This window comes from Hamadaea sp. NPDC050747 (assembly GCF_040654195.1).
GTDB lineage: Bacteria > Actinomycetota > Actinomycetes > Mycobacteriales > Micromonosporaceae > Hamadaea.
This window is the reverse complement of the sequence record NZ_JBFAHM010000018.1, coordinates 114,682-135,709: the sequence shown is the minus strand read 5'-3', so window position 1 is coordinate 135,709 and position 21,028 is coordinate 114,682. Positions and strand designations below refer to the sequence as shown.

At 70.6% G+C, this 21,028-nt stretch carries 22 protein-coding genes; 8 read left to right on the top strand and 14 right to left on the bottom strand.

Annotated features, from left to right (window positions below; translation table 11 throughout):
- Positions 1-162: 162 nt before the first annotated feature.
- The 4 genes from AB0H43_RS35130 to AB0H43_RS35115 are packed head-to-tail and all read right to left on the bottom strand — an operon-like array spanning position 163 to position 3,750.
- Positions 163-1,383: an ABC transporter permease gene (locus AB0H43_RS35130; protein ID WP_360006784.1), complete on the bottom strand. Its 1,221-nt coding sequence runs from the start codon at positions 1,381-1,383 to the stop codon at positions 163-165.
- Positions 1,380-2,090: an ABC transporter ATP-binding protein gene (locus AB0H43_RS35125; protein ID WP_360006781.1), complete on the bottom strand. Its 711-nt coding sequence runs from the start codon at positions 2,088-2,090 to the stop codon at positions 1,380-1,382. Before AB0H43_RS35125 ends, AB0H43_RS35130 begins: the two co-directional genes overlap by 4 nt.
- Positions 2,087-3,202: a peptidoglycan-binding domain-containing protein gene (locus AB0H43_RS35120; RefSeq protein WP_360006779.1), complete on the bottom strand. Its 1,116-nt coding sequence runs from the start codon at positions 3,200-3,202 to the stop codon at positions 2,087-2,089. The genes AB0H43_RS35125 and AB0H43_RS35120 overlap by 4 nt, the downstream gene beginning before the upstream one ends.
- Positions 3,199-3,750, bottom strand: coding sequence for a hypothetical protein (locus AB0H43_RS35115; RefSeq protein WP_360006776.1), 552 nt, complete (start codon positions 3,748-3,750; stop codon positions 3,199-3,201). The genes AB0H43_RS35120 and AB0H43_RS35115 overlap by 4 nt, the downstream gene beginning before the upstream one ends.
- A gap of 178 nt (positions 3,751-3,928) precedes the next feature.
- Between AB0H43_RS35115 and AB0H43_RS35110 the strand changes: the two genes are divergently transcribed.
- Positions 3,929-4,585, top strand: a complete 657-nt coding sequence (locus AB0H43_RS35110; protein WP_360006904.1) for a response regulator transcription factor — start codon at positions 3,929-3,931, stop codon at positions 4,583-4,585.
- Positions 4,582-5,823, top strand: a complete 1,242-nt coding sequence (locus AB0H43_RS35105; RefSeq protein ID WP_360006773.1) for a HAMP domain-containing sensor histidine kinase — start codon at positions 4,582-4,584, stop codon at positions 5,821-5,823. Before AB0H43_RS35110 ends, AB0H43_RS35105 begins: the two co-directional genes overlap by 4 nt.
- 1 nt (position 5,824) lies before the next feature.
- On the opposite strand, the gene AB0H43_RS35100 is transcribed toward AB0H43_RS35105, so the two are convergent.
- The 3 genes from AB0H43_RS35100 to AB0H43_RS35090 are packed head-to-tail and all read right to left on the bottom strand — an operon-like array spanning position 5,825 to position 10,292.
- A complete protein-coding gene (locus AB0H43_RS35100) occupies positions 5,825-6,433 on the bottom strand; it encodes a DNA starvation/stationary phase protection protein (protein WP_360006770.1) in 609 nt (202 codons plus the stop codon).
- 51 nt (positions 6,434-6,484) lie between these two features.
- Positions 6,485-7,249: an NmrA family NAD(P)-binding protein gene (locus tag AB0H43_RS35095; RefSeq protein WP_360006767.1), complete on the bottom strand. Its 765-nt coding sequence runs from the start codon at positions 7,247-7,249 to the stop codon at positions 6,485-6,487.
- A 16-nt stretch (positions 7,250-7,265) separates the two neighbouring features.
- Complete coding sequence (locus AB0H43_RS35090) at positions 7,266-10,292, bottom strand: EAL domain-containing protein (protein WP_360006765.1); 3,027 nt, start codon at positions 10,290-10,292, stop codon at positions 7,266-7,268.
- 296 nt (positions 10,293-10,588) lie between these two features.
- Between AB0H43_RS35090 and AB0H43_RS35085 the strand changes: the two genes are divergently transcribed.
- Genes AB0H43_RS35085 through AB0H43_RS35065 form a run of 5 tightly spaced genes read left to right on the top strand, consistent with a single transcriptional unit; the run spans position 10,589 to position 12,876 of the window.
- The gene (locus AB0H43_RS35085; RefSeq protein WP_360006762.1) at positions 10,589-11,008 is read left to right on the top strand and encodes a YbaB/EbfC family nucleoid-associated protein; all 420 of its coding nucleotides are present in this window, start codon (positions 10,589-10,591) and stop codon (positions 11,006-11,008) included.
- Positions 11,005-11,343 carry a type VII secretion target gene (locus tag AB0H43_RS35080; RefSeq protein WP_360006759.1) on the top strand — a complete coding sequence of 113 codons (339 nt, stop codon included), beginning with the start codon at positions 11,005-11,007 and terminating at the stop codon, positions 11,341-11,343. Before AB0H43_RS35085 ends, AB0H43_RS35080 begins: the two co-directional genes overlap by 4 nt.
- 10 nt (positions 11,344-11,353) lie before the next feature.
- Positions 11,354-11,848, top strand: coding sequence for a hypothetical protein (locus AB0H43_RS35075; RefSeq protein WP_360006756.1), 495 nt, complete (start codon positions 11,354-11,356; stop codon positions 11,846-11,848).
- Positions 11,841-12,299 (top strand): HNH/ENDO VII family nuclease, encoded by a 459-nt coding sequence (locus AB0H43_RS35070; protein ID WP_360006753.1) that lies wholly within the window; start codon positions 11,841-11,843, stop codon positions 12,297-12,299. Before AB0H43_RS35075 ends, AB0H43_RS35070 begins: the two co-directional genes overlap by 8 nt.
- A gap of 1 nt (position 12,300) precedes the next feature.
- On the top strand, positions 12,301-12,876 hold the full coding sequence (locus AB0H43_RS35065) for a suppressor of fused domain protein (RefSeq protein ID WP_360006750.1): 576 nt from the start codon (positions 12,301-12,303) through the stop codon (positions 12,874-12,876).
- 60 nt (positions 12,877-12,936) lie between these two features.
- Here AB0H43_RS35065 and AB0H43_RS35060 read toward each other — a convergent pair whose 3' ends face one another.
- The 5 genes from AB0H43_RS35060 to AB0H43_RS35040 form a co-directional block, all read right to left on the bottom strand.
- A complete protein-coding gene (locus tag AB0H43_RS35060; protein WP_360006747.1) occupies positions 12,937-13,956 on the bottom strand; it encodes a CU044_5270 family protein in 1,020 nt (339 codons plus the stop codon).
- Positions 13,953-14,483: an RNA polymerase sigma factor gene (locus tag AB0H43_RS35055; protein WP_360006744.1), complete on the bottom strand. Its 531-nt coding sequence runs from the start codon at positions 14,481-14,483 to the stop codon at positions 13,953-13,955. The genes AB0H43_RS35060 and AB0H43_RS35055 overlap by 4 nt, the downstream gene beginning before the upstream one ends.
- A gap of 61 nt (positions 14,484-14,544) precedes the next feature.
- Positions 14,545-14,841: a DUF1905 domain-containing protein gene (locus tag AB0H43_RS35050; RefSeq protein WP_360006742.1), complete on the bottom strand. Its 297-nt coding sequence runs from the start codon at positions 14,839-14,841 to the stop codon at positions 14,545-14,547.
- 104 nt (positions 14,842-14,945) lie between these two features.
- Positions 14,946-16,319 (bottom strand): MFS transporter, encoded by a 1,374-nt coding sequence (locus tag AB0H43_RS35045; RefSeq protein ID WP_360006740.1) that lies wholly within the window; start codon positions 16,317-16,319, stop codon positions 14,946-14,948.
- Positions 16,316-16,672 (bottom strand): nuclear transport factor 2 family protein, encoded by a 357-nt coding sequence (locus AB0H43_RS35040; protein WP_360006737.1) that lies wholly within the window; start codon positions 16,670-16,672, stop codon positions 16,316-16,318. The genes AB0H43_RS35045 and AB0H43_RS35040 overlap by 4 nt, the downstream gene beginning before the upstream one ends.
- A 120-nt stretch (positions 16,673-16,792) precedes the next feature.
- Between AB0H43_RS35040 and AB0H43_RS35035 the strand changes: the two genes are divergently transcribed.
- Positions 16,793-19,354, top strand: coding sequence for a LuxR C-terminal-related transcriptional regulator (locus tag AB0H43_RS35035; protein WP_360006734.1), 2,562 nt, complete (start codon positions 16,793-16,795; stop codon positions 19,352-19,354).
- Positions 19,355-19,381: 27 nt separating this feature from the next.
- On the opposite strand, the gene AB0H43_RS35030 is transcribed toward AB0H43_RS35035, so the two are convergent.
- Together AB0H43_RS35030 and AB0H43_RS35025 are read right to left on the bottom strand one after the other, a co-directional pair.
- Positions 19,382-19,654, bottom strand: a complete 273-nt coding sequence (locus AB0H43_RS35030) for a hypothetical protein (protein ID WP_360006731.1) — start codon at positions 19,652-19,654, stop codon at positions 19,382-19,384.
- A 56-nt stretch (positions 19,655-19,710) separates the two neighbouring features.
- Positions 19,711-21,015 carry an MFS transporter gene (locus AB0H43_RS35025; RefSeq protein WP_360006728.1) on the bottom strand — a complete coding sequence of 435 codons (1,305 nt, stop codon included), beginning with the start codon at positions 21,013-21,015 and terminating at the stop codon, positions 19,711-19,713.
- Between the last annotated feature and the right edge of the window lie 13 nt (positions 21,016-21,028).

The window sequence follows — 21,028 nt, the reverse complement described above, 5'->3', positions numbered from 1 at the left end:
GTTCGCGTTGCGGCTCGTTACGGCGAGATCAGGGTTCCCGGTCGAATCTTGCGCCATGATTCGACCGAGAACCCTGATCCAGCGCCAACCCGCCAGCGCCAACCCGCCAGCGCCAACCCGCCAGCCGCCAACCCGCCCGCGCCAGCGCCCAACACGAAGCGGTTAGGGGGCGGCGAGCGCCTCCGTCGGCGACAGCCGGGCCGCCCGGATGGCGGGATAGAGCCCGGCGATTCCGCCGATCACGACGGTCGCTGCGACTCCGCCGGCGGTGGCCCACACGGGCACCGTCGTCGGCCAGCCTTGGTAGTACGCGTATCCGGTGGTGACGCCGATGCCCAGGAGCAGCCCGCCGATGCCGCCGAGCGCGGACAGGAGGAGCGATTCCGCGAGGAACTGCACCCGGATCTGCCCTCGGGTGGCGCCGAGCGAGCGCCGGAGACCGATCTCGGCTCGTCGTTCGAGGACCGAGATGACCATCGTGTTGGCCACGCCGACTCCGCCGACCAGCAGCGCGACCGCGCCGAGGCCGAGGAGCAGCCCGGTGAACGCGGCACCCGCCGCCCGCTGCGCGGTCAGCGCCTCGGACGGGCGGGACACGTTGACCTCGCTCGGGTTCTCGGGGTTCGCCGTCGCGCCGAGGACCCCGCGGACCGCCTCGACCTGGCTGTCGTCCGACCGCGTGTAGACCGTGGTCGCGTGGCCGTCGAAGTCGAACTCGTCGGCGGCGATCGGCCAGCCCATGAGCACGGCGGGGTCCAGCTCGTCCGCGAGCGCCACCGGCTCCAGGATGCCGACGACGGTGAACCAGTCCCCGCCGACGATGATCTCGACGTCGGGGCCGGCGTGGCTGATGCCGAGCCGCTGGGCGGCCGCGTCGCCGAGCACGACCGCCGGGTAGCGGCCCGTCGCCTCGTTCAGCCACACTCCACTTCGGAGCTTCGCACCGACCGTCTCCAGCAGGTCCAGCCGGGCCGCGTAGGTGGCGAGGCCGTTGGTCTGCGCCTTCGGGATCTTGTCGGATCGGTAGACGCTCGCGCCGCTGACCTTGCCGATCGCCGACACCGCCTGCACCGGCCCGATGCGTTCGATCATCGACTCGGCCTCCTCGGGCAGGCTCGAGTTCTTGCCGAACATCGTCTGGCCGGGGGAGACCGTCAGCAGGTTCGTCCCCAGCGCGGCCAGTTTGCGGTCCAGGTCCGCCTGGGAGGACGACGAGATGCCGACGACCGCGATCATCGCCGCGATGCCGATCGCGATGCCCAGCGCCGACAGCAACGCCCGGGTCGGCCGCGTGCGCAGGCCCGCGGCCCCCACCCGCACGATGTCGCGGGGTCCCAGCCGGGCCGGGGTCAACCGCGGCCGGTGGTCCAGGTTCGCGGTCACGGTCGCGCTCCTTCCAGGGGTACGCCCACCGCCGCCACCTCGTCCGTGACGTCGTCGCCGACCACTTCGCCGTCGCGCATGTGCACCTGGCGAGGCAGTGCGGCGGCGATCTCCCGGTCGTGGGTGATGATCACGACGGTGGTGCCCGCCGCGTGCAGCTCGCGGAGCAGCTTCATCACCCCGGCCCCCGACGAGGAGTCGAGGTTTCCGGTCGGCTCGTCGGCCAGCAGGACCGGCGGTTCGCCGACGACCGCGCGGGCGATGGCCACCCGCTGCCGTTCGCCGCCGGAGAGCTCGTGCGGCTCATGATCGATGCGGTGGCCGAGCCCGACCCGCTCCAACGCGACCGTCGCGCGACGGCGGCGTTCGCCGAGGCCGATGCCGCTGTAGAGCAGCCCGTCGGCGACGTTGTCCAGGGCGCTCACCCCAGGGGCGAGGTGGAACTGCTGGAACACGAAGCCGATCCGGGTGGCCCGCAGGGCGGACAGCTGCCGGTCGGAGAGCCGGGAGACGTCGTACCCGTCGATCGTCACCCGGCCGGAGCTGGGCCGGTCGAGCGTGCCCAGCACGTGCAGCATCGTCGACTTGCCCGACCCGGACGGGCCGACGATGGCCATCAGCTCCCGTTCGCCGATCGTCAGGCTCACGTCGCGCAGCGCGCGTACGCCGCCCGGGTAGACCTTCGAGACGCCGGTCAGCTCGATCATTTCGGCATCCCCACGGTGACGCCCTCGGCGATCCCGTCGCCGGTGATCTCGACCCGCCCGCCCGCGAAGAGGCCGGTCTCCACTTTGACGTAACGCGTGCTGGAGCCGTCCACGATCTCGACGCCGTAGCCGCCCTCGGCCAGCGCGACCAGTGCGGCGACCGGCACGGTGAGCACGTCCTTGTGCTCGGCCGCGGTGAAGAGGACCTCGACCGAGGCGACGTCGAGGCCGGCCGCCGCCTTGGCGTCCTTCAGCGTGAGCTGCGCCTCGATCTTCGTCTCCGGGTCGCCGTTGGGGTCGTCGCTCGCCTCGATGACGGTGTAGACGCGCTGGACCGTCCCGTCGACCTTCTTGCCGTCGGGCAGCTGGATGGAGACGGCCGTGCCCTTCTTCGCCAGTCGCTGGTCGCCGATGCCCAACTGCACGGTGACGACCCGGCTGGTCCCGGTGTAGGTGAGAACCTCCTGGCCCGGCCCGATCCCGGCGCCCAGCGACGCCTTCACGCCGTCGACCCGGATGGCGCCGGGGGCGAAGAGCACCCGGCCCAGGTCGACGACGCCGGTCTCGTCGAGGCCGAGATCCTCCTGCCATTCCTTCACCGCGTCCGCGGTGTCCGAGGTGTACTCCTTGTCGACGGTGAAGCCCGAGTACCCCAGCGCCTTCAGATTCTGCTCCAGCTGCTTGACGTCGGCGCCCTCGTCGCCCACCTTCATCGCCCGGTACGCCGGAACGCCGCCGTACATGAGCACCACGGGGGTGTTGTCCACCTTGTAGACGGTGTTCCCGCGTTGGAAGACCGAGCTGGCGTACGGGAGTGACGTCACGGTTCCCTGGAGCCGGGAGGCCAGCGCCGTCGAGTCGCCGTAACCGAGGTCGCCGGAGACCTTCTGGGTGTCGTTGAGGGTCTGCTTGGTGACCTTCGCCGTCGTCGGCGGCAGGTGCGCCTGGTTGTCGGCGGCCTTGTCCGGGGAGAACCCGAAGCCGAGGGTGGCCGCGGTCGCCGCGCCGACCGCGAGGACGGCGACGCCGGCCCCGACGATCTTGCCAGTGCGTCCCTTCTTGCGGCGCCTGGGGCGTACGCCCGCCGCGGTTTCCTCCGTGGAGACCGTCATGAGCTCTGCGTCTCCTTCATCGAGGGGCCGCCCATGATCGAGTCGCATGCCTTCTGCGCCGCGGGGAACTCCGGGTCGTCGGCGATGCTGCCGTCGATACGGATGCCGCCCTGGTTGGGGTCGGGGTCCGGGAACTTCTCGACGCCGTGGTCGCGCATGCACTTGGCGAACTCGAGGCCCTTCTTCTGCATCTCGGGGTCGGCCTTGCCGCCGCCCGGCCCGCCGTCGGGCGCGTAGTCCTTGCAGGCCTGCTGGGCGGCCTCGATGTTCGTGCCGGGCTGGGCGTTGATCCGCATCTGGATCTTGCCGTCCTTGATCTCCGGGTCGGGCATGTCGACCCCGTGCTCGCGCATGCACTGCGCGAACTTCAACGCCCGCTCCTGTTCCTCGGCGGCGGATCGGGTCTTGCTGGGGCTCGGGTTGGCACTCGCGGTGCCGTTGACCGAGGCCACCCCGTTGTCGTCGCCGCCTGACTTGCCACAACCGGACAGCGCGAACAGCAGCGCGACGGGCACCGCGGCCGTCGCGAGGAGGAGCCTTCTGCTCATGGTGTGTTCTCCTTGCCGGGCGGCTCGCGGGAGTGCAGCCGCTTCGGCGCCGAGTCAACGCGGAGCGCTGTTTCGGGGGCGCTTCCGAAAGCGCTAACGCCGGAGAAACATCACGGCGCGTCACCATGGAGCGGTGACCGCGCAGGTCATGGGGACTTTTGAAGGGGTATGCGGGCAGATGCGCATTCTCGTGGTGGAGGACGAACGCCTCCTCGCCGAGGCGATCGCGGAGTGGCTGCGTGACGATGCTCACGCCGTCGACGTCGCGCTCGACGGCGAGGCCGCGCTGGATCGGCTGAGCGTCAACGACTATGACGTGGTCGTCCTCGACCGGGATCTGCCCAAGGTGCACGGCGACGACGTATGCCGAGAGGTGGTCGCCTCGGAGTCGGCGACTCGGGTCCTGATGCTGACCGCCGCCGCGGAGATCGGCGACCGGGTGAACGGGCTGTCCCTCGGGGCCGACGACTACCTGCCCAAGCCGTTCGCGTTCGCCGAGCTGGCCGCCCGCGTACAGGCGCTGGGTCGCCGTGCCCGCCCGGCCGTGCCGCCGGTGCTGCGCCGGGCCGGCATCGTCCTCGATCCCGCCCGCCGCCAGGTCTTCCGAGGCGACCGGTACGTGCTGCTCTCCAAGAAGGAGTTCGGACTGCTGACCGAGCTGCTGCGGGCCGACGGCGCGGTGGTCAGCGCGGAACACCTGCTGGAGAAGGTCTGGGACGAGAACGCCGACCCGTTCACCTCGGCCGTCCGGCTCACCGTGCTGAAGCTGCGCCGCAAACTCGGCGAGCCCGCCGTCATCGAGACACTGCCCGGAGAGGGGTACCGGATCCCATGAGCCGACGCCGGTTCCGGCCCACCCTGCGTACCCGGTTGACCCTGGTCTACGGCGGCCTGTTCCTCCTGGCGGGCATCGTCCTGCTCGGGGTGACCTTCCTCCTGGTCCAGCAACAGTTGCCGGGCACCGGGAACATGGTCCAGATCAAGATGTCCGGTTCAGTCAAGGGCAGTCCCGCGCCCGGCACTGCCCTGCCGGACGACCTGGCCGACCGCCCGTACCTCATCTCGGGCAGCGGTCAGCAGATCACGGCGAACGACGTGCCGAAATACCTGGCGGACCAGCAACGGAAGCTGCGTACCGACGCGCTCACCTCATTGCTGACCCAAGGCGGCATCGCGCTCGGCATCGTCGGGGTGGCGGCGATCGCGCTGGGCTGGCTGATCGCGGGGCGGGTGCTCGCGCCGCTGCATCAGGTCACCGACACCGCCCGCCGTATCGCCAACGCCCGGGGCGCGGACCTCAGCCTGCACGAGCGCATCGCCCTGCGAGGCGGCGACGACGACGTCAAAGAGCTGGCCGACACCTTCGACACCATGGTCGAGCGGCTCGACCGGTCGTTCGAGGGGCAACGGCGGTTCGTCGCCAACGCCTCCCACGAATTGCGTACGCCGTTGACGCTCAACCGGGCGCTGGTCGAAGTGGCGATGAACCGGAAGACGGCGTCCGCCGACGTCAAGCAGCTCGGCGAGACCTTACTGGAGATCAACAGTAGGCACGAGCGCCTGATCAACGGGCTCTTGCTGCTCGCCCGCTCGGAGAACGAGGTGCTGGAGCGGGCCGAGATCGACCTCGCCGACGTCGTCAGCCACGTCGTCGCGCAGGCCACCGAGGAGGCGCGGGCGGCCGACGTCACGCTCACCGAGGACGCCGCCGAGGCGGTGACCGTCGGCGATCCCATCCTGCTGGAACGCCTGGCCCAGAACCTCGTGGAGAACGCCATCCGGCACAACCACGCCGGTGGCTTCGCCCGCGTCGCGAGCCGCGTACGCCCCGACGGCGGGGTCGAGCTGGAAGTGGCCAACAGCGGCCTGACCATCCCGCCCTACGACATTCCCGGGCTCTTCGAGCCGTTCCGCCGGCTCGACGACGAACGACTGGTCACCTCGAAGGGCGCCGGGCTCGGCCTGTCGATCGTGCGGTCGGTGGCCCGAGCCCACGGCGGCGAGGTCGTCGCCCGGCCCCGGTCCGGCGGCGGGCTGGTCGTCACGGTGACCCTGCCCGCCGCGTACGCCTGACTCAGTCGGCCACGGTGGTCGGCGTGTCCACCAAGTGCGCCGACAGGAACCACACCTGGAGTTCGCCGGTCCGGATGACGTCGGAGACGAGCAGGTCGTTGCTGCCGTCGTCGCCTTCCTCCTCGACCTTGGACGCGGCGTCGTGCGCGTCCTCCAGGATGGTCTCGTGCGCCTGAAGCAGGCGGGAGAGCATCGCCGGGACCTCCTCGACGCCGTCCGGCGGCCGGGGGATCCGGGTCAGCTCGGCCGCGTGCCGCGGGTCGCCGACGGCCACCCCGCCCAGCGTCTGCACCCGCTCGGCCACGAGGTCGACGAGTTCCAGCTGCTCGCCCGCGTGCTTGTCCAGCAACAGGTGCAGTTGGTAGAAGGTCGGCCCCCGCATGAGCCAGTGGTACTTCTTGTAGAGCGCGTACAGGATCTGGGTGTCGGCCAGGATCCGGTTCAGCCGCTCGCACGAGTACATCCGGGCGTCGTAGGACAGGCCGATCGGCAGTTCCACGACACTGCCGAACTTCTGGATCTCGGAGCTGACCTGGCTCAGCCGGGGCTGACTGCTCCGGCCGGCCTTCTTCGCCGTCGCCTTCGTCGCGGCCTTCTTGGTGGTCGCCATGGGCGCATCCCCCCTTCCCTCCGGCAGGGGCGATACCCGCCTCCCCGGCGTTTATGCAGATCCGGCCCCGTTTGCGGGGTCGGTCGCCAGCCACTGCTCGAAGGTCGTCGGGGCGATCCGGGCCGCCGGGCCGGGGAGCAGCACCTCGCCGGCCATCTCGACGGTGAACCGCCCCTGCCAGCTCGGCACCAGCTCGACGGTCTCACCGCGTACGGCGAGGGTCCGGCGCGCCATGTCGACGAGGTCCTCGGTCTTCGGGCCGGCGACCTCGACGATGCCGCCGACCGGGGCCTGCCCCGCCACCTCCACCAGGACGCCGGCGAGGTCGGGGACGGCGATCGGCTGCACGAGCAGCGGCGCGATCGGGGCCACGCCGTCGGTCGTCGACCAGCTCACCACCATGGCGGCGAAATCGTGGAACTGCGTCGCGCGTACCACCGTGGCCGGAACGGAGCCGGCGAGCGCGACCTCCTCCTGGCGTCGTTTGCCCGCGTAGTGCGGGTTTCCGGCGACGCGGTCGATGCCGACGATGGACAGCACCACGTGGTGGCCGACGCCGGCCCGCGCCGCCGCCGCGAGGATTGTGCTGGTAGCCGTGCCGAAGAAGGCGCGGGCCGCCTCGGCGTCGGCCGTCGGGGCGTTCGAGACGTCGATGATCGCGCCGACTCCGCGGAGCGCGTCGTCGAGGCCGACGCCGGTGATGATGTCGACGCCCACCGAGCGGGCGATCACGACCGGCTCGTGGCCGCGCGCTTCGACGGCCCGGACGACTTCGCGGCCGGTGAGCCCGGTTCCGCCGACGACTGCGATCTTCATACGCCCAGCCTAGAGGTCAGTGGCGGGCGAGCCAGGTGTACGTCTCAGTGAGTGGCAGGGGCTTGGCGAACAGGTATCCCTGTCCGTAGGGACAGCCGAGCACGGTCAGCAGCGTCGACTCGGCCGAGGTCTCGATGCCTTCGGCGATCACCTCCAGGCCCAGCGTGTGTGCGAGCCGCACGATGCCGTCCACCAGCGCCCGTTGCTTCGCCGACGCGGCGATCGTGGAGGTGAACTGGCGGTCGATCTTCAGCACGTCGAGGGGCACCGCACGCAGGTAGCTCAGCGAGGAGTAGCCGGTGCCGAAGTCGTCGATCGCGATGCGTACGCCCGCCTGCCGCAGCCGGGCCAGGTCGCGCCAGAGCCGGTCGTCGTCGCGTACCAGCAGGCTCTCCGTGATCTCCAGCATCAGCAGACCCGGTGCCAGCCCGCGGTCGGCCAGTCCGGACAGCACCCGGTCGGCGAAGGCCGAGTTGCGGAACTGCCAGGCCGAGACGTTGACGCTGACGTAGGGCCGATGCACCCGGCCGTTGTGCTGCCAGGAGTCGGCGGCCTCGATCGCGTTCCGGAGCACCCATTCGCCGATCGGCTCGACCAGTCCGGACTCCTCGGCGAGGTCGATGAAGGCGTGCGGCAGCAACCGGCCCCGGGTCGGGTGGTTCCAGCGGACGAGGGCCTCGAAGCCCACGGTCCGGCCGCTGCTCAGCGCCACGATCGGCTGGTACTCGACGTCCAGCTGGTCGCCGGCGACCGCGGCGTCCAGTTCGGTCCGCAGGGTGAGCCGCTCGGTGATCGCGGTGTGCAGATCGGGCTGGTAGCGCCGCCATTGTCCCTTGCCCTCGCCCTTGGCGACATAGAGCGCCAGGTCGGCGTGGCGCAGCAGTTCGGCGCTGTCGGCGGCCTCGGCGTTGGTCGCCACCCCCACGCTGACCGAGCCGTTGACGAGCTGGCCCTGGACCGGCAAAGGCTCCCGGAAGGCGGTCACCACCCGGGCGGCCACGTCCTCGACCGCCGCGAGGTCGGCGGCGTCCTCGATGATCACGGCGAACTCGTCGCCGCCCAGCCGAGCCGCCATGTCCCGGTGCCGCAGCAGCTCGGCGAGCCGGTGGCTGACCCCGATGAGCAGCTCGTCGCCCAGGTTGTGGCCCAAGGTGTCGTTGACGATCTTGAAGTCGTCGAGGTCGAGGAGCAGTACGCCCACGACGGTCAAGTTCTGGTCGGCGTGCGCGAGCGCCTGCTGCAGGCGTTCGGCGAACAACGCGCGGTTCGGCAGCCCCGTCAGCGCGTCGTGGTACGCCCGATGGGTCAGCTCCCGCTCCAGCCGTCGCTGCTCGGTCACGTCCCGGAGGGTCACGACGATGCCCTGGACGGCGGGGTCGGTCCGCAGATCCCGCCAGGACGCCTCGGCCTGCACAGCTGGGCCGTTGGGACCGCGTACGGTCCAGTCGCCGGTGTCCCGGGCCAGCCCGGCGGCCGGTGGCCGGGCGAGCGAGCCGGTGAGGCGTACCGCCCGCAGCTCCGTGCCGGCCTGCGCCCGGCTGTCCGGGTCCACCAGATCGAGCAGCGGCATCCCGATGATCCCGGCAGTGCCGAACATGGCCGTCGCCGACGGGCTGGCGTACCGGACGCGGTCGTCGTCGTCCAGGATCAGGATGACGTCGGCCGTGTTGTGGACGAGCGCCCGGAAGTACTCCTCGTTATTGCGCCGCAGCAGTTCCTGCCCGAGCTGAATGCGGTCCACCGCCAGCGCGGCCTGCGCCGTCAGCGCCTGGACGGACTCCCGGATCGCGCGCAGCACTCGCTCGGGCGCTCCGATCAGCAGGACGCCCACCTGCGCGTCGCCGACCGGGCGGTCCGGCAGCACGAGCGGGGCCGCCATCGCCGACGGATGCGGCAGGACCCGCTGTGCGAGCCATTCGGGCAGCGCCGCGGCGGGGAGGATCTGGTCGTCGCGCACCGCGCGTAACGGCTCGGGGACCGGGGGTTCCAGGAGGATCGCCCGATGGGGGACGTCCGCCGGAATCAGCTGCGCGATCCCGGCCTTGAGCGCCGCGCCGACGTCCTTGGTGTCCGCCGCCGACACCAGGGAGGTGCTGACCCGGCGAAGGCCGCGTTCCCGGCTGAACTGCGACTGGAGCTTCCGGCCCACCCCGGCGAGCCGGGTCAGCACGAGGATGCCCATCGCCGCGCACGCGACCGCGATGATGACCCCGTCCCGAACCGGGGGGTCGGTCACCGCCTCGAAGAAGAGCACCGCCGGTGGGATCAAGGCGGACACCGTCAGCAGCGTGATGCTCAGCGGCGTCGTGTCGCGTACGCGCAGCTTCGGTGGCTCGGTGAGGGTACGCATCGACGGGTCGAGCGCGGCCAGGCCGAAGCAGGCGTAGAAGACGAACCAGCCGAGGCCGACCAGGTCGCCCAGGGGGTAGCCGAGATGAGCCGCCCGATAGACCGCGTCAGAGACCAGCAGGCCCACTGTGCCCACGATCAGCAGCAGGATGGCGGCGGAGACGTTCAGCGCCCGGATGAGCCGGGTGACGGCGGCGAGGATCACGACGTCAGCGACCGGATAGATCACCGACGTGAGGTGGGTCAGGTTGTTGACCGCGGGCTGATCCGCGCGCGGCTGGATCAGGACGATCCAGGTCAGCAGCCCCACACTGCACATCACGATCAGCGCGTCGAGGAGCGCCCCGCGCGCGGCGGGCCGCCCGAATTGGAGCAGAGCCGCCATGAGCAGGACGAACATCACTGCATAGAGCAGATCGTCGAGGAAGACGTCGTCGCCGATCGGGGCGACCCCTTCGGCGAAGTAGTACACGGCGTCGGCGGCGGCGTACGTGAGGACCGCACCTGCCAGCAGGAACCAGGGCCGGGGCCGCCGGGGCCGGTTCAGGCGTACGCCGACGAGCACCGCGGTCGTGCTGCTGAGCCCGATGGCGAGCCAGACGAAGGCGGCCAAGGTCGTCGGCGGCATCGTGAAGTAGACCGCCGCCAGGAGTAGCAGCCACACCGCGTACGCGGGGACGATCAACCGTCGCACACGATCCCTCATAAATTGGTAGGTATCGTGCCATTATCCCCATCTGCCGCCGACGATCACACGAAATCCGGCTGATCTTGGTCGATCCGCCCGATTGAACCGGCGAGTCGGGGGCTTGACAACGCGTACGCACTCAATCACTGCACGTCAGGCGATTGGCGCGAATCCTTAGTCACTGAAGTTGTCCACAGGCGACGGATTACGCATTGCGTACCGCCTATGTGCTGACTACTTTCGGGACCGAACCTCGGGGCGCCCAGCGGTTCCGGGGTGGTCCGGCACATGGGGAGGTACGCATGTCCGACTTGTCGAGCATCGTCGGTGACCTCGACCGTCTGATGGAAATGGCCCAACGCGAGGCCGAGAAGGCCCGCGATCAGTCTCGTGACCCCAGCCTCGAAGCGTCGGGGAGTGCCCTCGACGGAAAGGTGAGCCTCAAGCTCGCCGCCGACGGCCGGATGAGCGAGCTCTTCCTCGACGACCACGTCATGGCACTGACGCCACGCGAGCTCGCCGTCGAGATCATGTCCGCCTTCAACCAGGCCTGGGCCGCGTCCCGGTCGTCCGATCCCGCGGCCGCCGCCGCGGCCGCGGTCGACCCCGCCGCGCTGGCCGAGACGATGAAGCAGATCCGGGAGGAGGGCGTGCGCACGATGACCAGGATCACCGACACGCTCGCCGACCAGATGGCGAAGATCGATCGGCGGCTGTCATGAGCGTTCCGATCGAAGTCGTCTCCACCGGTCTCCGGCTGGCCTCGTCGCAGCTCAACGACGTCACCGAGCAGGCCGACCAGATGATCCAGCAGTTCATCGGCCAGATCGAGTCGCTCGGCGAGTGCTGGGGCGACGACGACCTGGGCAGCGCGATGGGCGCCATCTACAAGGCGGCTCTGGCGCTGGTCATCAACGCGATCACGTCCAATCTCGACACGCTGGACGACTATGCCGAGCGGCTCGGCGTCGCCGCCGACAACTACGACGACGCCGACATGTCCGCGATGGAGCGGATGAACAAGCTGGCGTCCAGCGGCCCGACGCTGTCCCTGTAGGAGGTCTGTAATGGGTATGACGGTTCCCGGCGAAGTGCAGACCATCCTCTCGATCATCGGGTTCACCTGGCCGAAGGGCGACGAGACGAAGCTGCTGGACCTCGGCCAGTCGTGGTCGGAGCTGTCCGGTCTGCTGGACGGTCACGTCAACAACGCGCAGAACACGGCGACGCAGGTCTGGAACGCCAACAAGGGTGAGATGATCAGCGCCTTCCAGGCTCGGTGGACCGGCGACGGCAGCCCCGTGCAGCGGCTCAACCAAGGCGGCACCGGTGCCGACATCGTCGGCGTCGGCATGATGGTCTGCGCCGGCATCGTCCTGGCGTTGAAGATCAACGTCATCGTCCAGGCGACGCTGACCCTGATCGCGATCGCCTCGGCTATCGCGGCGGCCTTCGTGACCTTCGGTGCGTCGACCGCCGTCATCGCCTTGCTGCGCGAGGCGCTCAAGCGTCTGCTCAACTGGCTGCTGGATCAGGCGGTGGGGAAGGTGCTCGGTGGCTAGGGCCGGCAAGCGCGCCGTCGGCAAGCTGGCCGGCGAGGCGGCCGAGGGCCTGATGAAGCCCCTGGCCAAGGTGGTGAAGAAGGGCGACGTCCTGCCAGGCGTCACCAAGGCGGCCAAGAAGGCGGCGAAGAAGAGCAAGGACGTCTATCGGCGGCCGAAGGGCTTCCGCAAGGGCGTCCGGGACAAGGCCTGGAACGCCGCCAAGGGGCCCGACGGCAAGGTCCGCGACCCGCTCACGGGTAAGGTCATGGACAAGAAGAAGCCGTGGGACATGGGCCACAAGCCGGGATACGAGTTCCGCAAGCACCGGGACAGCGCCCGGCAGCGTAAAATCACGCGGAAGAAGTTCCTGGACGAGCACAACGACCCGTCCCACTACCGGCCGGAGCTCCCCTCGTCCAACCAGAGCCACGCCGGCGAAGATCACACCGACGACTATTTGGGGCCGTGACATGGCAGTGAGCGCGGACAACAAGGCGATCGCCAAGACGACGGCGGGGATCTTCGGTGGCAGCCCCCGGGTCATCGAATACCTCAACGCCGACGAGACCAGCCGCATCGGCGTCCTGCACTCGGCGGACCGCCCGGAGAAGGGCCTGACGGCATACGCGACGATCGGGCTGTCCGACATGTCGCTCGACCGCGACCTCGATCCGCCGCTCGGCGTGGAGTTCCTCGGGGTCGCCGAGTCCGACTACCCGTTCGCCGAGATCATCTCCACCGCCGCGTTCTTCGTGCTGAACGACGGATGGGAGCCCGAGCCCGGGGCCTGCTTCCGTGACATCGTCCGGATGCAGATCCCCGACACCGAGCTGCCGCACATCTACTTCGCCGACCCCTCGGTCTATTGGGACCAGGAGTTCGCCTCCCGGGTCATCGGCGAGAAGACCGTCGCCTGGCTGCTCGCCATCCCGGTGAGCGAGGCCGAGGCGGAATACGCGCTGGAGAACGGGGCGGAAGCCCTGGAGACGCTGTTCGAGGAGAACGAGATCGACATCACCGATCTCGAGCGCGACTCGGTTCTCTGAGCCGGCGAGACACCACATCGGCCGCCTCCGAATCCGGAGGCGGCCGATGCTTTGCGCAGGTCAGGACTTCGGTGGCGCCTCGTCGCTGAACCGGTCGCCGAGCCGGAGCGTGCTGCCCTGGCGGTCGGCCATGGCGAGCAGGTCGCCCGACTGCGGGTCGATGATCAGCTTCACCTCGTACGTGCTGCCGTCCGAATTGCGGAAGCCGTGCATTACGCCCACACCCGTCCGGCCCTTCGCGTCCTGCTCGGACGGCGTGATCGTCAGACCGGGCACCTCGGCCAGCATCCGGTAGACCGCGGCGCGTACCTGCGGCGAGACCGGCAGCTGCGTCAGGATCTGCGCGCCGAGCGAGAACAGCAGCTCGTCATCGACGCCCTGGGGGTCCAACCCCGACAGGTACGCCTTGAGCAGTCCCGGATCGGTCGGCAGCGCCTGCACGTCGGCGTACGTGAGGTCCCGGTTGAGCAGCGCGAACCCGAACGGCGGGACCTCCTCGACCTTCCGATCCCCGGGGGCGGCGGCGATCTGGCGACCGGGCCGTCCGTCCGGCGTGACCGACTCCCAGGACGTCGGGGAGCCCGCCTGCTTCCAGGCCGCCTCGTCGGCCGCCGTCGCCGGGGCCGCGCCGAGCCAGGTGATCGCGGAGACGTCGTCGACCCCGGGGTTCAAGGCGTGCCAGGTCTCGTTCTCGATCCGGGCGAGGACGGTGTAGCCGCCGACGTCGTATCGGACCTGCTGCTCGGTCTTGGTGACCCAGTACGCCCCGGCCGGCTGCGTACCGGTGGCGGTCTGCGCCGCCGCCGCGAGCAGGACGCTCCGGGCGGTCGGGGACTCCGCCTGCGTCTGCGGCGGCCGCAGGTCCGTACCGGGGTCCGAAGTGGATAGAACGACGGCGATGCCGATCGCGGCGGCGGCGACCGTCGGAACGAGCCCGGCGAGCGCCAGCCGGTGCCGGGGTCGCGGCGCACGCCGCAGAGGTACGTCGGGGAAGTGCGGAGCCGGGCGGTCGGGTGCGCCGTCGAGCACCGCGGGGCGCGCCTCAGCGATCTGCTGCAACGCGCGACGGTGGCGATTCATCTGCGGATCTCCTCTGCGAGAACGGGATGAGCGGATTCGACGGCGGACTGTTCGGCGAGCGCCTTCTCGAACCGTCTGCGGGCCCGGTGCAGCCGGACGAAGAAGGTGGCTGTGCTGACCCCCAGCACCTTGGCGGCGTCCCGGGAGGCCAGGCCGTGCCAGGCCACCAGGGTGAGCAGTTCCCGATCGGCGGCGGTGAGGGCGTCGAGCGCCCCCAACGTCGCCGAACGTTCGGCGACCAGGTCGGCGACGTCCCCCTCGGTCGCCGCCTTCGCCTGCGACACCAGGCTCAGCTGGCGTACCTGGTCCCGATGCCGTTCGTGCATCACGTTCCGGGCCACGCCGAGCAGCCACGGCAGGGGATCGGCAGGCACGGCGTCCCACCGCCGCCAGGCCACGAGGAAGGTGTCGTTGACGATGTCGTCGGCGACGCCACGTCCGGCCCGGCTCACGGCGTACGCGTAGACCTGCCGATGGTGCCGATGGAAGAGCGCGGCGAACTGGTCCCGCACCGAGGGATGTGTCACTGGCCTGAACTCCTTGGGGAAGGGTAGCCGTCGACCAGCAATGACACGGGGGCTGCGGTTCTTACCGCACTTCCACGGAAACGTGCGCGACCTCGCCGGGATGCAGCTCCTCGGCCCGGCGTACCGCCTTCTTGACCGGTAGCACGTAACAGCCGCTCTTACTGTCGGGGAAGATCGACGTCGCCCAGGTGCTCAGCCCGATGGTCACCTGTACGCGTACCGCCCCGAAGCCGCGGCGCGGACCGTCGGTCAGTTCCCGGATCTCCTGCGAGACGTCGGCGGGCAGGCTCACGAACGTCCAGCTGTCCAGCTTGCGGGCGTCCCACAGCCACAGCTCGGCGTCGAACTCGACGATCACCCACCCACCGTAGCGTGCGGCGCTGGATCAGGGTTCCAGGTCGAATCTTGGGGCAAGATTCGACCGAGAACCCTGATCCAGCGCCAAAGGCAGGAGAGACGGGGTCAGCGGCGGGGGAGTAGTTGGATCAGGGCAGCCAGCCCGACCTCCAGGACGCACAGCACGATCAGCCCGGCCTGGAAGCCGCCCGTGTAGTCGGCCGCCTGGTAGAACACGATGCCGATGAGCGCCACGCCGACCGCGTTGCCCGTCTGGTTGACGGTGGACAGGACGCCCGACGCCGCACCGGTGTGCTCGGGCTCGACCTTCGACAGCACCGTGGTGGTCAGCGGGGCCAAGGCCATGCCCATGCCGATGCCGTCGATGGCGAGCCCCGGCAGGAGCCAGCCGATGCCGTGCCCGGCGGCGACCGCCATGGAGGCCAACCCGACCACCATGATCAGCGCACCGGCGGTGAGCACGTGGCGGCCCAGCCGAGCGGCGATGCGATGGGCGTTGGTCGAGGTGAGCAGGTAGCCCGCCCCGATCGCCATGAACACCGTGCCGGACTCCAAAGCCGACAGTCCGCGGCCGAACTGCAGGTAGAGCGCCAGGATGAGGAAGAACGAGGCCTGACCCATCCAGAACAGCTGCACGGCGAGCAGGCCCTTGCCGAACGCCGGTTGCCGGAACAGTCGCAGGTTGACCAGCGGGTGGCTCTGGCGGCTCTGGTGTACGCCGAACACGGCGAACAGAACGATCGAACCGGCCAGGCTCAGCCACGTCCACAGTGGCCAATCCTGCTCGGGCCCCTGGATCAGGGGCAGGACCAGAGCCACCAGCGCAGCCGTGACGAGACCGACGCCGACGAGGTCGAGCCGCCCGCCGACGGCCCGCGACTCGGGCAGCGTACGCAGCTTGACCAGGGCGGCGACGCCGATCGGCAGGTTGATCAGGAAGCACAGCCGCCAGTCCAGCCCGAAGAGGTCGGCCTTGATGAGCAGTCCGCCGATCACCTGACCGAACACCGCGCCGAGCCCGAGGGTGAGGCCGTAGCGGGCGAACGCCTTCGGCTGCGCCCACAGCGGCACCGCCGTACGCAGAATGGCCAGCGTCTGCGGCATCAGCAGGGCGGCACCCAGGCCCTGCAGCACCCGGGATCCGATGAGCACCTCGGCCGTCGGGGCGACGCCGCACAGCACCGAGGCCACGGTGAACAGGACGAGCCCGAGGCCGAAGATCCGGCGGCGGCCGTAGAGGTCGCCGAGCCGGCCGCCGGTGATCAGGCCGGCCGCCAGGGCCAGCCCGTACCCGGCGACGACCCACTGCAGCGCGGCCGGTCCGGCCCGGAGGTCGAGTTGTACGGCGGGTAGGGCGACGTTGACGATGAAGAAGTCCAACGCCGTCATGAAGGTCGCGGTCAGGAGCACGGGCATCACCCCGCGCGGGGTGGTTTCCCCGCGCGAAGTGACGACCGGCGACGTCAGCGTCGCGGTCACGCCGCACCTCCCGGAACCTTGTCGAGGAAGCCGTAGACCTTCGCGATCCGGCCGTCGGCCAGTTCGACCACGTCGAAGCCGATGACGATCGGTTCGCCGTCGGCCGGCCCGAGGTGCCAGGTGAAGCGCGCGATGTCGTGGTGGGCGTCGACCGCGCCGCCGACCCGGAACTCCAGCCCGGCGAACTGGCCCTGCACCGCCGCCAGCAACCCGTCGAGCTGGTCGTGGCCGGTGACGTCGGCCAGCGGGTCGGTGTACCGGGCGTCGGCGGTGAAGACCTCCGCGATCAGCTCCTTGCGGGCGACGGCGTCGGTGGCGTTCCACGCGGCGAGGTACTTCTGGATGATCTCCATTTTCGGGGTTCCTTTCGCATATCTGCTGGTGAGAAGAAACCTACGGAGATCGGGTCGCGCCGGAATCGGTATCGCTTAGGTAATCCGGCGCTGGGCGTACCAGTGTGTAGATTCGAACCCGTGTTGCACGGCCGGAACCGCGAACAGGACCAGGTGGAGCGATTGATCGCGGCGGCTCGCGACGGCGCGGGTGGGGCCCTCGTGCTGCGGGGCGGGCCGGGCATCGGCAAGACCGCGCTGCTGGAGTGGGCCGCGGAGCTGCCGGTCGGGCGGGTGTTGCGCGGCAGCGGCGTGGAGTTCGAGGCCGAGCTGCCGTTCGCGGGTCTGAGCCTGTTGCTGCGCCCGGTCCTGGACCGGCTGGACCGCCTGCCGGGCGCCCAGCGTGCGGCGCTGGCCGCCGCGTTCGGCCTGGCCCAGGGGGAGACCGCGGATCGGCTCCTCGTCGGGTTCGGCGTGCTCTCGCTGCTCGCCGAGGCGGCCGACGACGGGCCGGTCCTGTGCCTCATCGACGACGCGCACTGGCTCGATGCCGTCTCGGCGGACGCCTTGCTCTTCGCGGCCCGCCGGCTCAGCGGCGAAGGCGTGGTCCTGGTGTTCGCCACCCGGGACGGTGGTTTCGCCGCGCCGGGTCTGCCCGAGGTGCGCCTCGAAGGGCTGGGCGCGGTCGACGCCGCGCGCCTGCTCGACGCCGATCTCGACCCGGTCGTCCGCTACCGCGTGCTCGCCGAGGCGCAGGGCAATCCGCTGGCGCTGCTGGAGCTGCCCAAGGTCGGCGACCAGGCCGCGGGCCGCCCGCTGCCCGAACGCCTCCAGGCCGCGTTCTCCGGCCAGGTCGCGCAGCTGCCCCCGGCCACCCGCGCGGTGCTGGCGGTCGCGGCGGCCGAGGACACCGGCGATCTCGCGGTGGTCCTGGCTGCGAGCCACGGCACGGCCGACGACCTTCGCCCGGCCGAGGCCGCCGGCCTGATCGAGGTCGTGGGCACGCGGCTGCGGTTCAAACATCCCCTGGTACGCACAGCGGTGTATCACGGGGCGGCGTACTCCGATCGGCTGGCCGCCCACCGAGCGCTCGCCCGGGTTCTGACCACATCGGACGCAGCCGATCGGCGCGCCTGGCATCTCGCCGCCGCCGCGACCGGCCCTGACGACGAGGTCGCGGCGGCGCTCGAAGACACCGCGCGGCAGGCGCGGGACCGCAACGGCTACGGGGCCGCGGCGGCTGCGTACGAGCGGGCGGCGCAGTTGAGCCAGACCCCGGCGGCCCAGGCTCGGCGCCTCCTGCTGGCGGCGGAGAACGGGATGCAGGCGGGCTCCCCGGCGAACGCGGTGACCCTGGCCGAGCGGGCCGCCGCCCTGGTGCAGGAGCCCGCCTTCCTCGCCCAGGTGGGCTGGGTCGAGGGGCGCGCCTGGTTCTGGCAGGGGAACTATCAGACGGCGTACGACCTGCTCACGGCGGCGGCGGGGTTCTCCGACGACCCCGGCCCGATCCTCCTGCAGGCGATCCATCCCGCCTGGTACCTGGGCGAGCCCGTGCTCTCGGAGTGCCTGGACCGGCTCGCCGAGCTCGACCATCCGCTGGCGCAGTTCCAGGTCGCCTCGGTTCGAGGCCGGCCGGCCTTCGTCCGGGACTTCGGGAACGCCGAACCCCGGGATCTCGTGCAGATCTGCGGGCTCGGCTTCGTCTCCGGGCAGGACACCGAGGCGTACGAGCTGACCGCCGCGCTCGTCGCGCGCTGCCGGGCGGAAGGACTGGTCGGGCTCCTGCCGACCTTGCTGTTCTTCCAGGCCGAAGCCGAGTTCTTCCACGGCCGCCACCGCGACGCCGACGTCAGCGCGGCCGAGGGTCTCGACGTCGCCCGCGACGGCGGTCAGCCGCTCTGGATCAGTCAGCTCTCCGCTCTGCGAGCCGTCCTGGCGGCCGTCGCCGGGTCGTCGGACGAGTGCCGTGCGCTCGCGGCCGGGGCGTTGGCGTCCGCCGCGCCGGGCTGCGAACCCGCCGGGTACGCCTGGGCGCAGTGGGCGTTGGCCCTCCTCGACCTCGGCGAGGGGCGGCCTGAGGCAGCCGTCCCCCGGCTGCTGGCCCTTCAGGACAACCCGTACGCCCACCATGTGGCGGCGTACCGGTGCGTTCCGGATCTGGTGGAAGCCGCGGTGCGATCCGGCGCTGCCACCGTGTCGCTGGACCGGTTCGCCGCGTACGCCGACCGGGTGCAGCAGCCGTGGGCGACCGCGCTCCTCCTGCGCTGCCAGGCGTTGACCAGCGGCGACGAGGAGTTGTTCACCCGGTCGCTGGCCTTGGCGGCCCGCCCGTTCGAACAAGCGCGCACCGAGCTGCTGTACGGCGAATGGCTGCGCCGGGCCCGCCGCAAAGCCGAGGCGCGTACCGTGCTGCAGCGGGCCCTCGAAGTCTTCGACCGCCTCGGCGCACACCCCTGGGCCGCCCGTACGCGTACCGAACTGGCCGCGACCGGACTGACCACCTCGGCGCCACCCGAGTCGGCGGTCGCGTCGCTCACCCCGCAGGAACTCCAGATCGCCCGGCTGGCGGCGCAGGGTCTGTCCAACAAGGACATCGCGGCCCAGCTCTTCCTGAGCCCGAAGACGGTGGCCTATCACCTGTACAAGGCGTACCCGAAGCTCGGCGTCGGCGGCCGCTCCGACCTCCCCGCCGCCCTCTCCTGATCGATCCCCGAAGTGGGGCGGCGGGCGTCAGGCGGAGGGTTCGGCGTTGTAGCCGAGCGCCTCCCAGAGCGCGTCCGCGTTCAGGATCTCCAGTTCGGGGTCGAGTTCGCCCAGCCGGCGCAGCACATCGTCGGGCGCGCCGTTGGCCTCGGCGCCCGAGCGGATCATCCGCGCGGTCAGCGGCAGATCGTCGAAGTCGACGTAAGGGGACATCTCCTCCCGGGCGGCGCGGCGAGCGACGAGTTCCTCCGCGTCGGCGTCGGAGAGCTGGTAACTGTTGTCAAGCGCTCCACTTGTCATGGTTGGTCCCATACCCGCCGATCATGCGATACAACCTCTAGGCGGCGGCACAACCTCTAGGCGGCGGCGCGGAGCTGGCGATCCAGGACGTAGCGTCGCTGAAGAAGGATGCTCACGATCATCAGCACGGCGGGCACGAGGCCGAAGCCGAGGCGGATCATGTCGTGGGCGTACGCGGACTGCACGACCTCCTCGTCCACGGTGGAGCCCACGAAACCGCCGATCGCGAGGCAGGCCGAGTACAGGTACGGGCCGAGTGCGCCGCCGGTCGCTTCGGCCGCCGTCCAGACGCCGAGGTAGGAGCCGGCCTTGGCCGGGTCGCCGGCGCGGACGACGTCGGGGACCATCGAGAACGGCAGCAGTTGCATCGCGGCGAAGGCGACGCCCAGGACGGCCACCGCCGCGATCAGCACGCCGACGCCCAGAGTGCGTCCGAAGGCCAGCACAACGCAGCCGACGACGAAGGTCGACTGCGCGATGAGCAGCCCGGACTGCTTGCCGATGCGGCGTACGAGGCGGACCCAGCCCGGCGTGGCGATCAGGGCCGGGGCGACGAACGCCGCGACCAGGACGGTGGTCACCTTGGGGCGGCCGAGTTCGTAGGTCGCGTAATAGGGGACGGCGGCCAGGACGAGGTGGCTGGTCGTGGACATCATCAGGTAGCTCGCGACGAGCCAGCGGTACTGCTTGTCCCGCAACGCTTCCAGCAGCGCACGCAGGCCACCGGTGTGCTGCGGGGCGGTCACCGGCGACGGCGCTGCTTCAGTGAGCCGCCGCACTCCGCGTACGCCGACGAACATCGTCGCCAGCATGCCGAGGCCGAGCGTGGCACCCATGACGGCGTACCCGAAGGTGTTCTGGATGAGTGGCGCGAGCACCCCGCTGAGCAGGATGCCGAGGGTGAGCACCACCATGCGGAAGCCCATCAGCCGGGTGCGCTCGTCGTAGCCGATCGCCAGATCGGCGGGCGTCGACAGGTAGGGCACCTGATAGAGGGCGAACGCGAAGTTGCCGAGCACGAACGCCGCCGTCACCCACAGCGCCGCCGACCAGCCGGTGAGCCCGCCGGGGACCGCGAACAGCAGGGCGAACGCCACGGGCAGCGCGCAGCCGTAGACCATGAGCCGGCGGCGGTGGCCGTGCCGGTGCCGATCGGCGTCGGACAGGCGGCCGACCCAGGGGTGCAGGAGCACGTCGAGGATCTTCGGCAGCAGGAGCGCGAGGCCGGCCACCGTCGGGCTGACCGCCAGCACGTCGGTCAGGAAGAACAGCAGGAGCAGGCCGGGCACGGTGACCCAGACGCCCATGCCGAGGGAGCCGGTGGCGAAGCCGACGAGGCTCGGGCGAGGCAGCTGGCTCATGCGCACTCCTGTA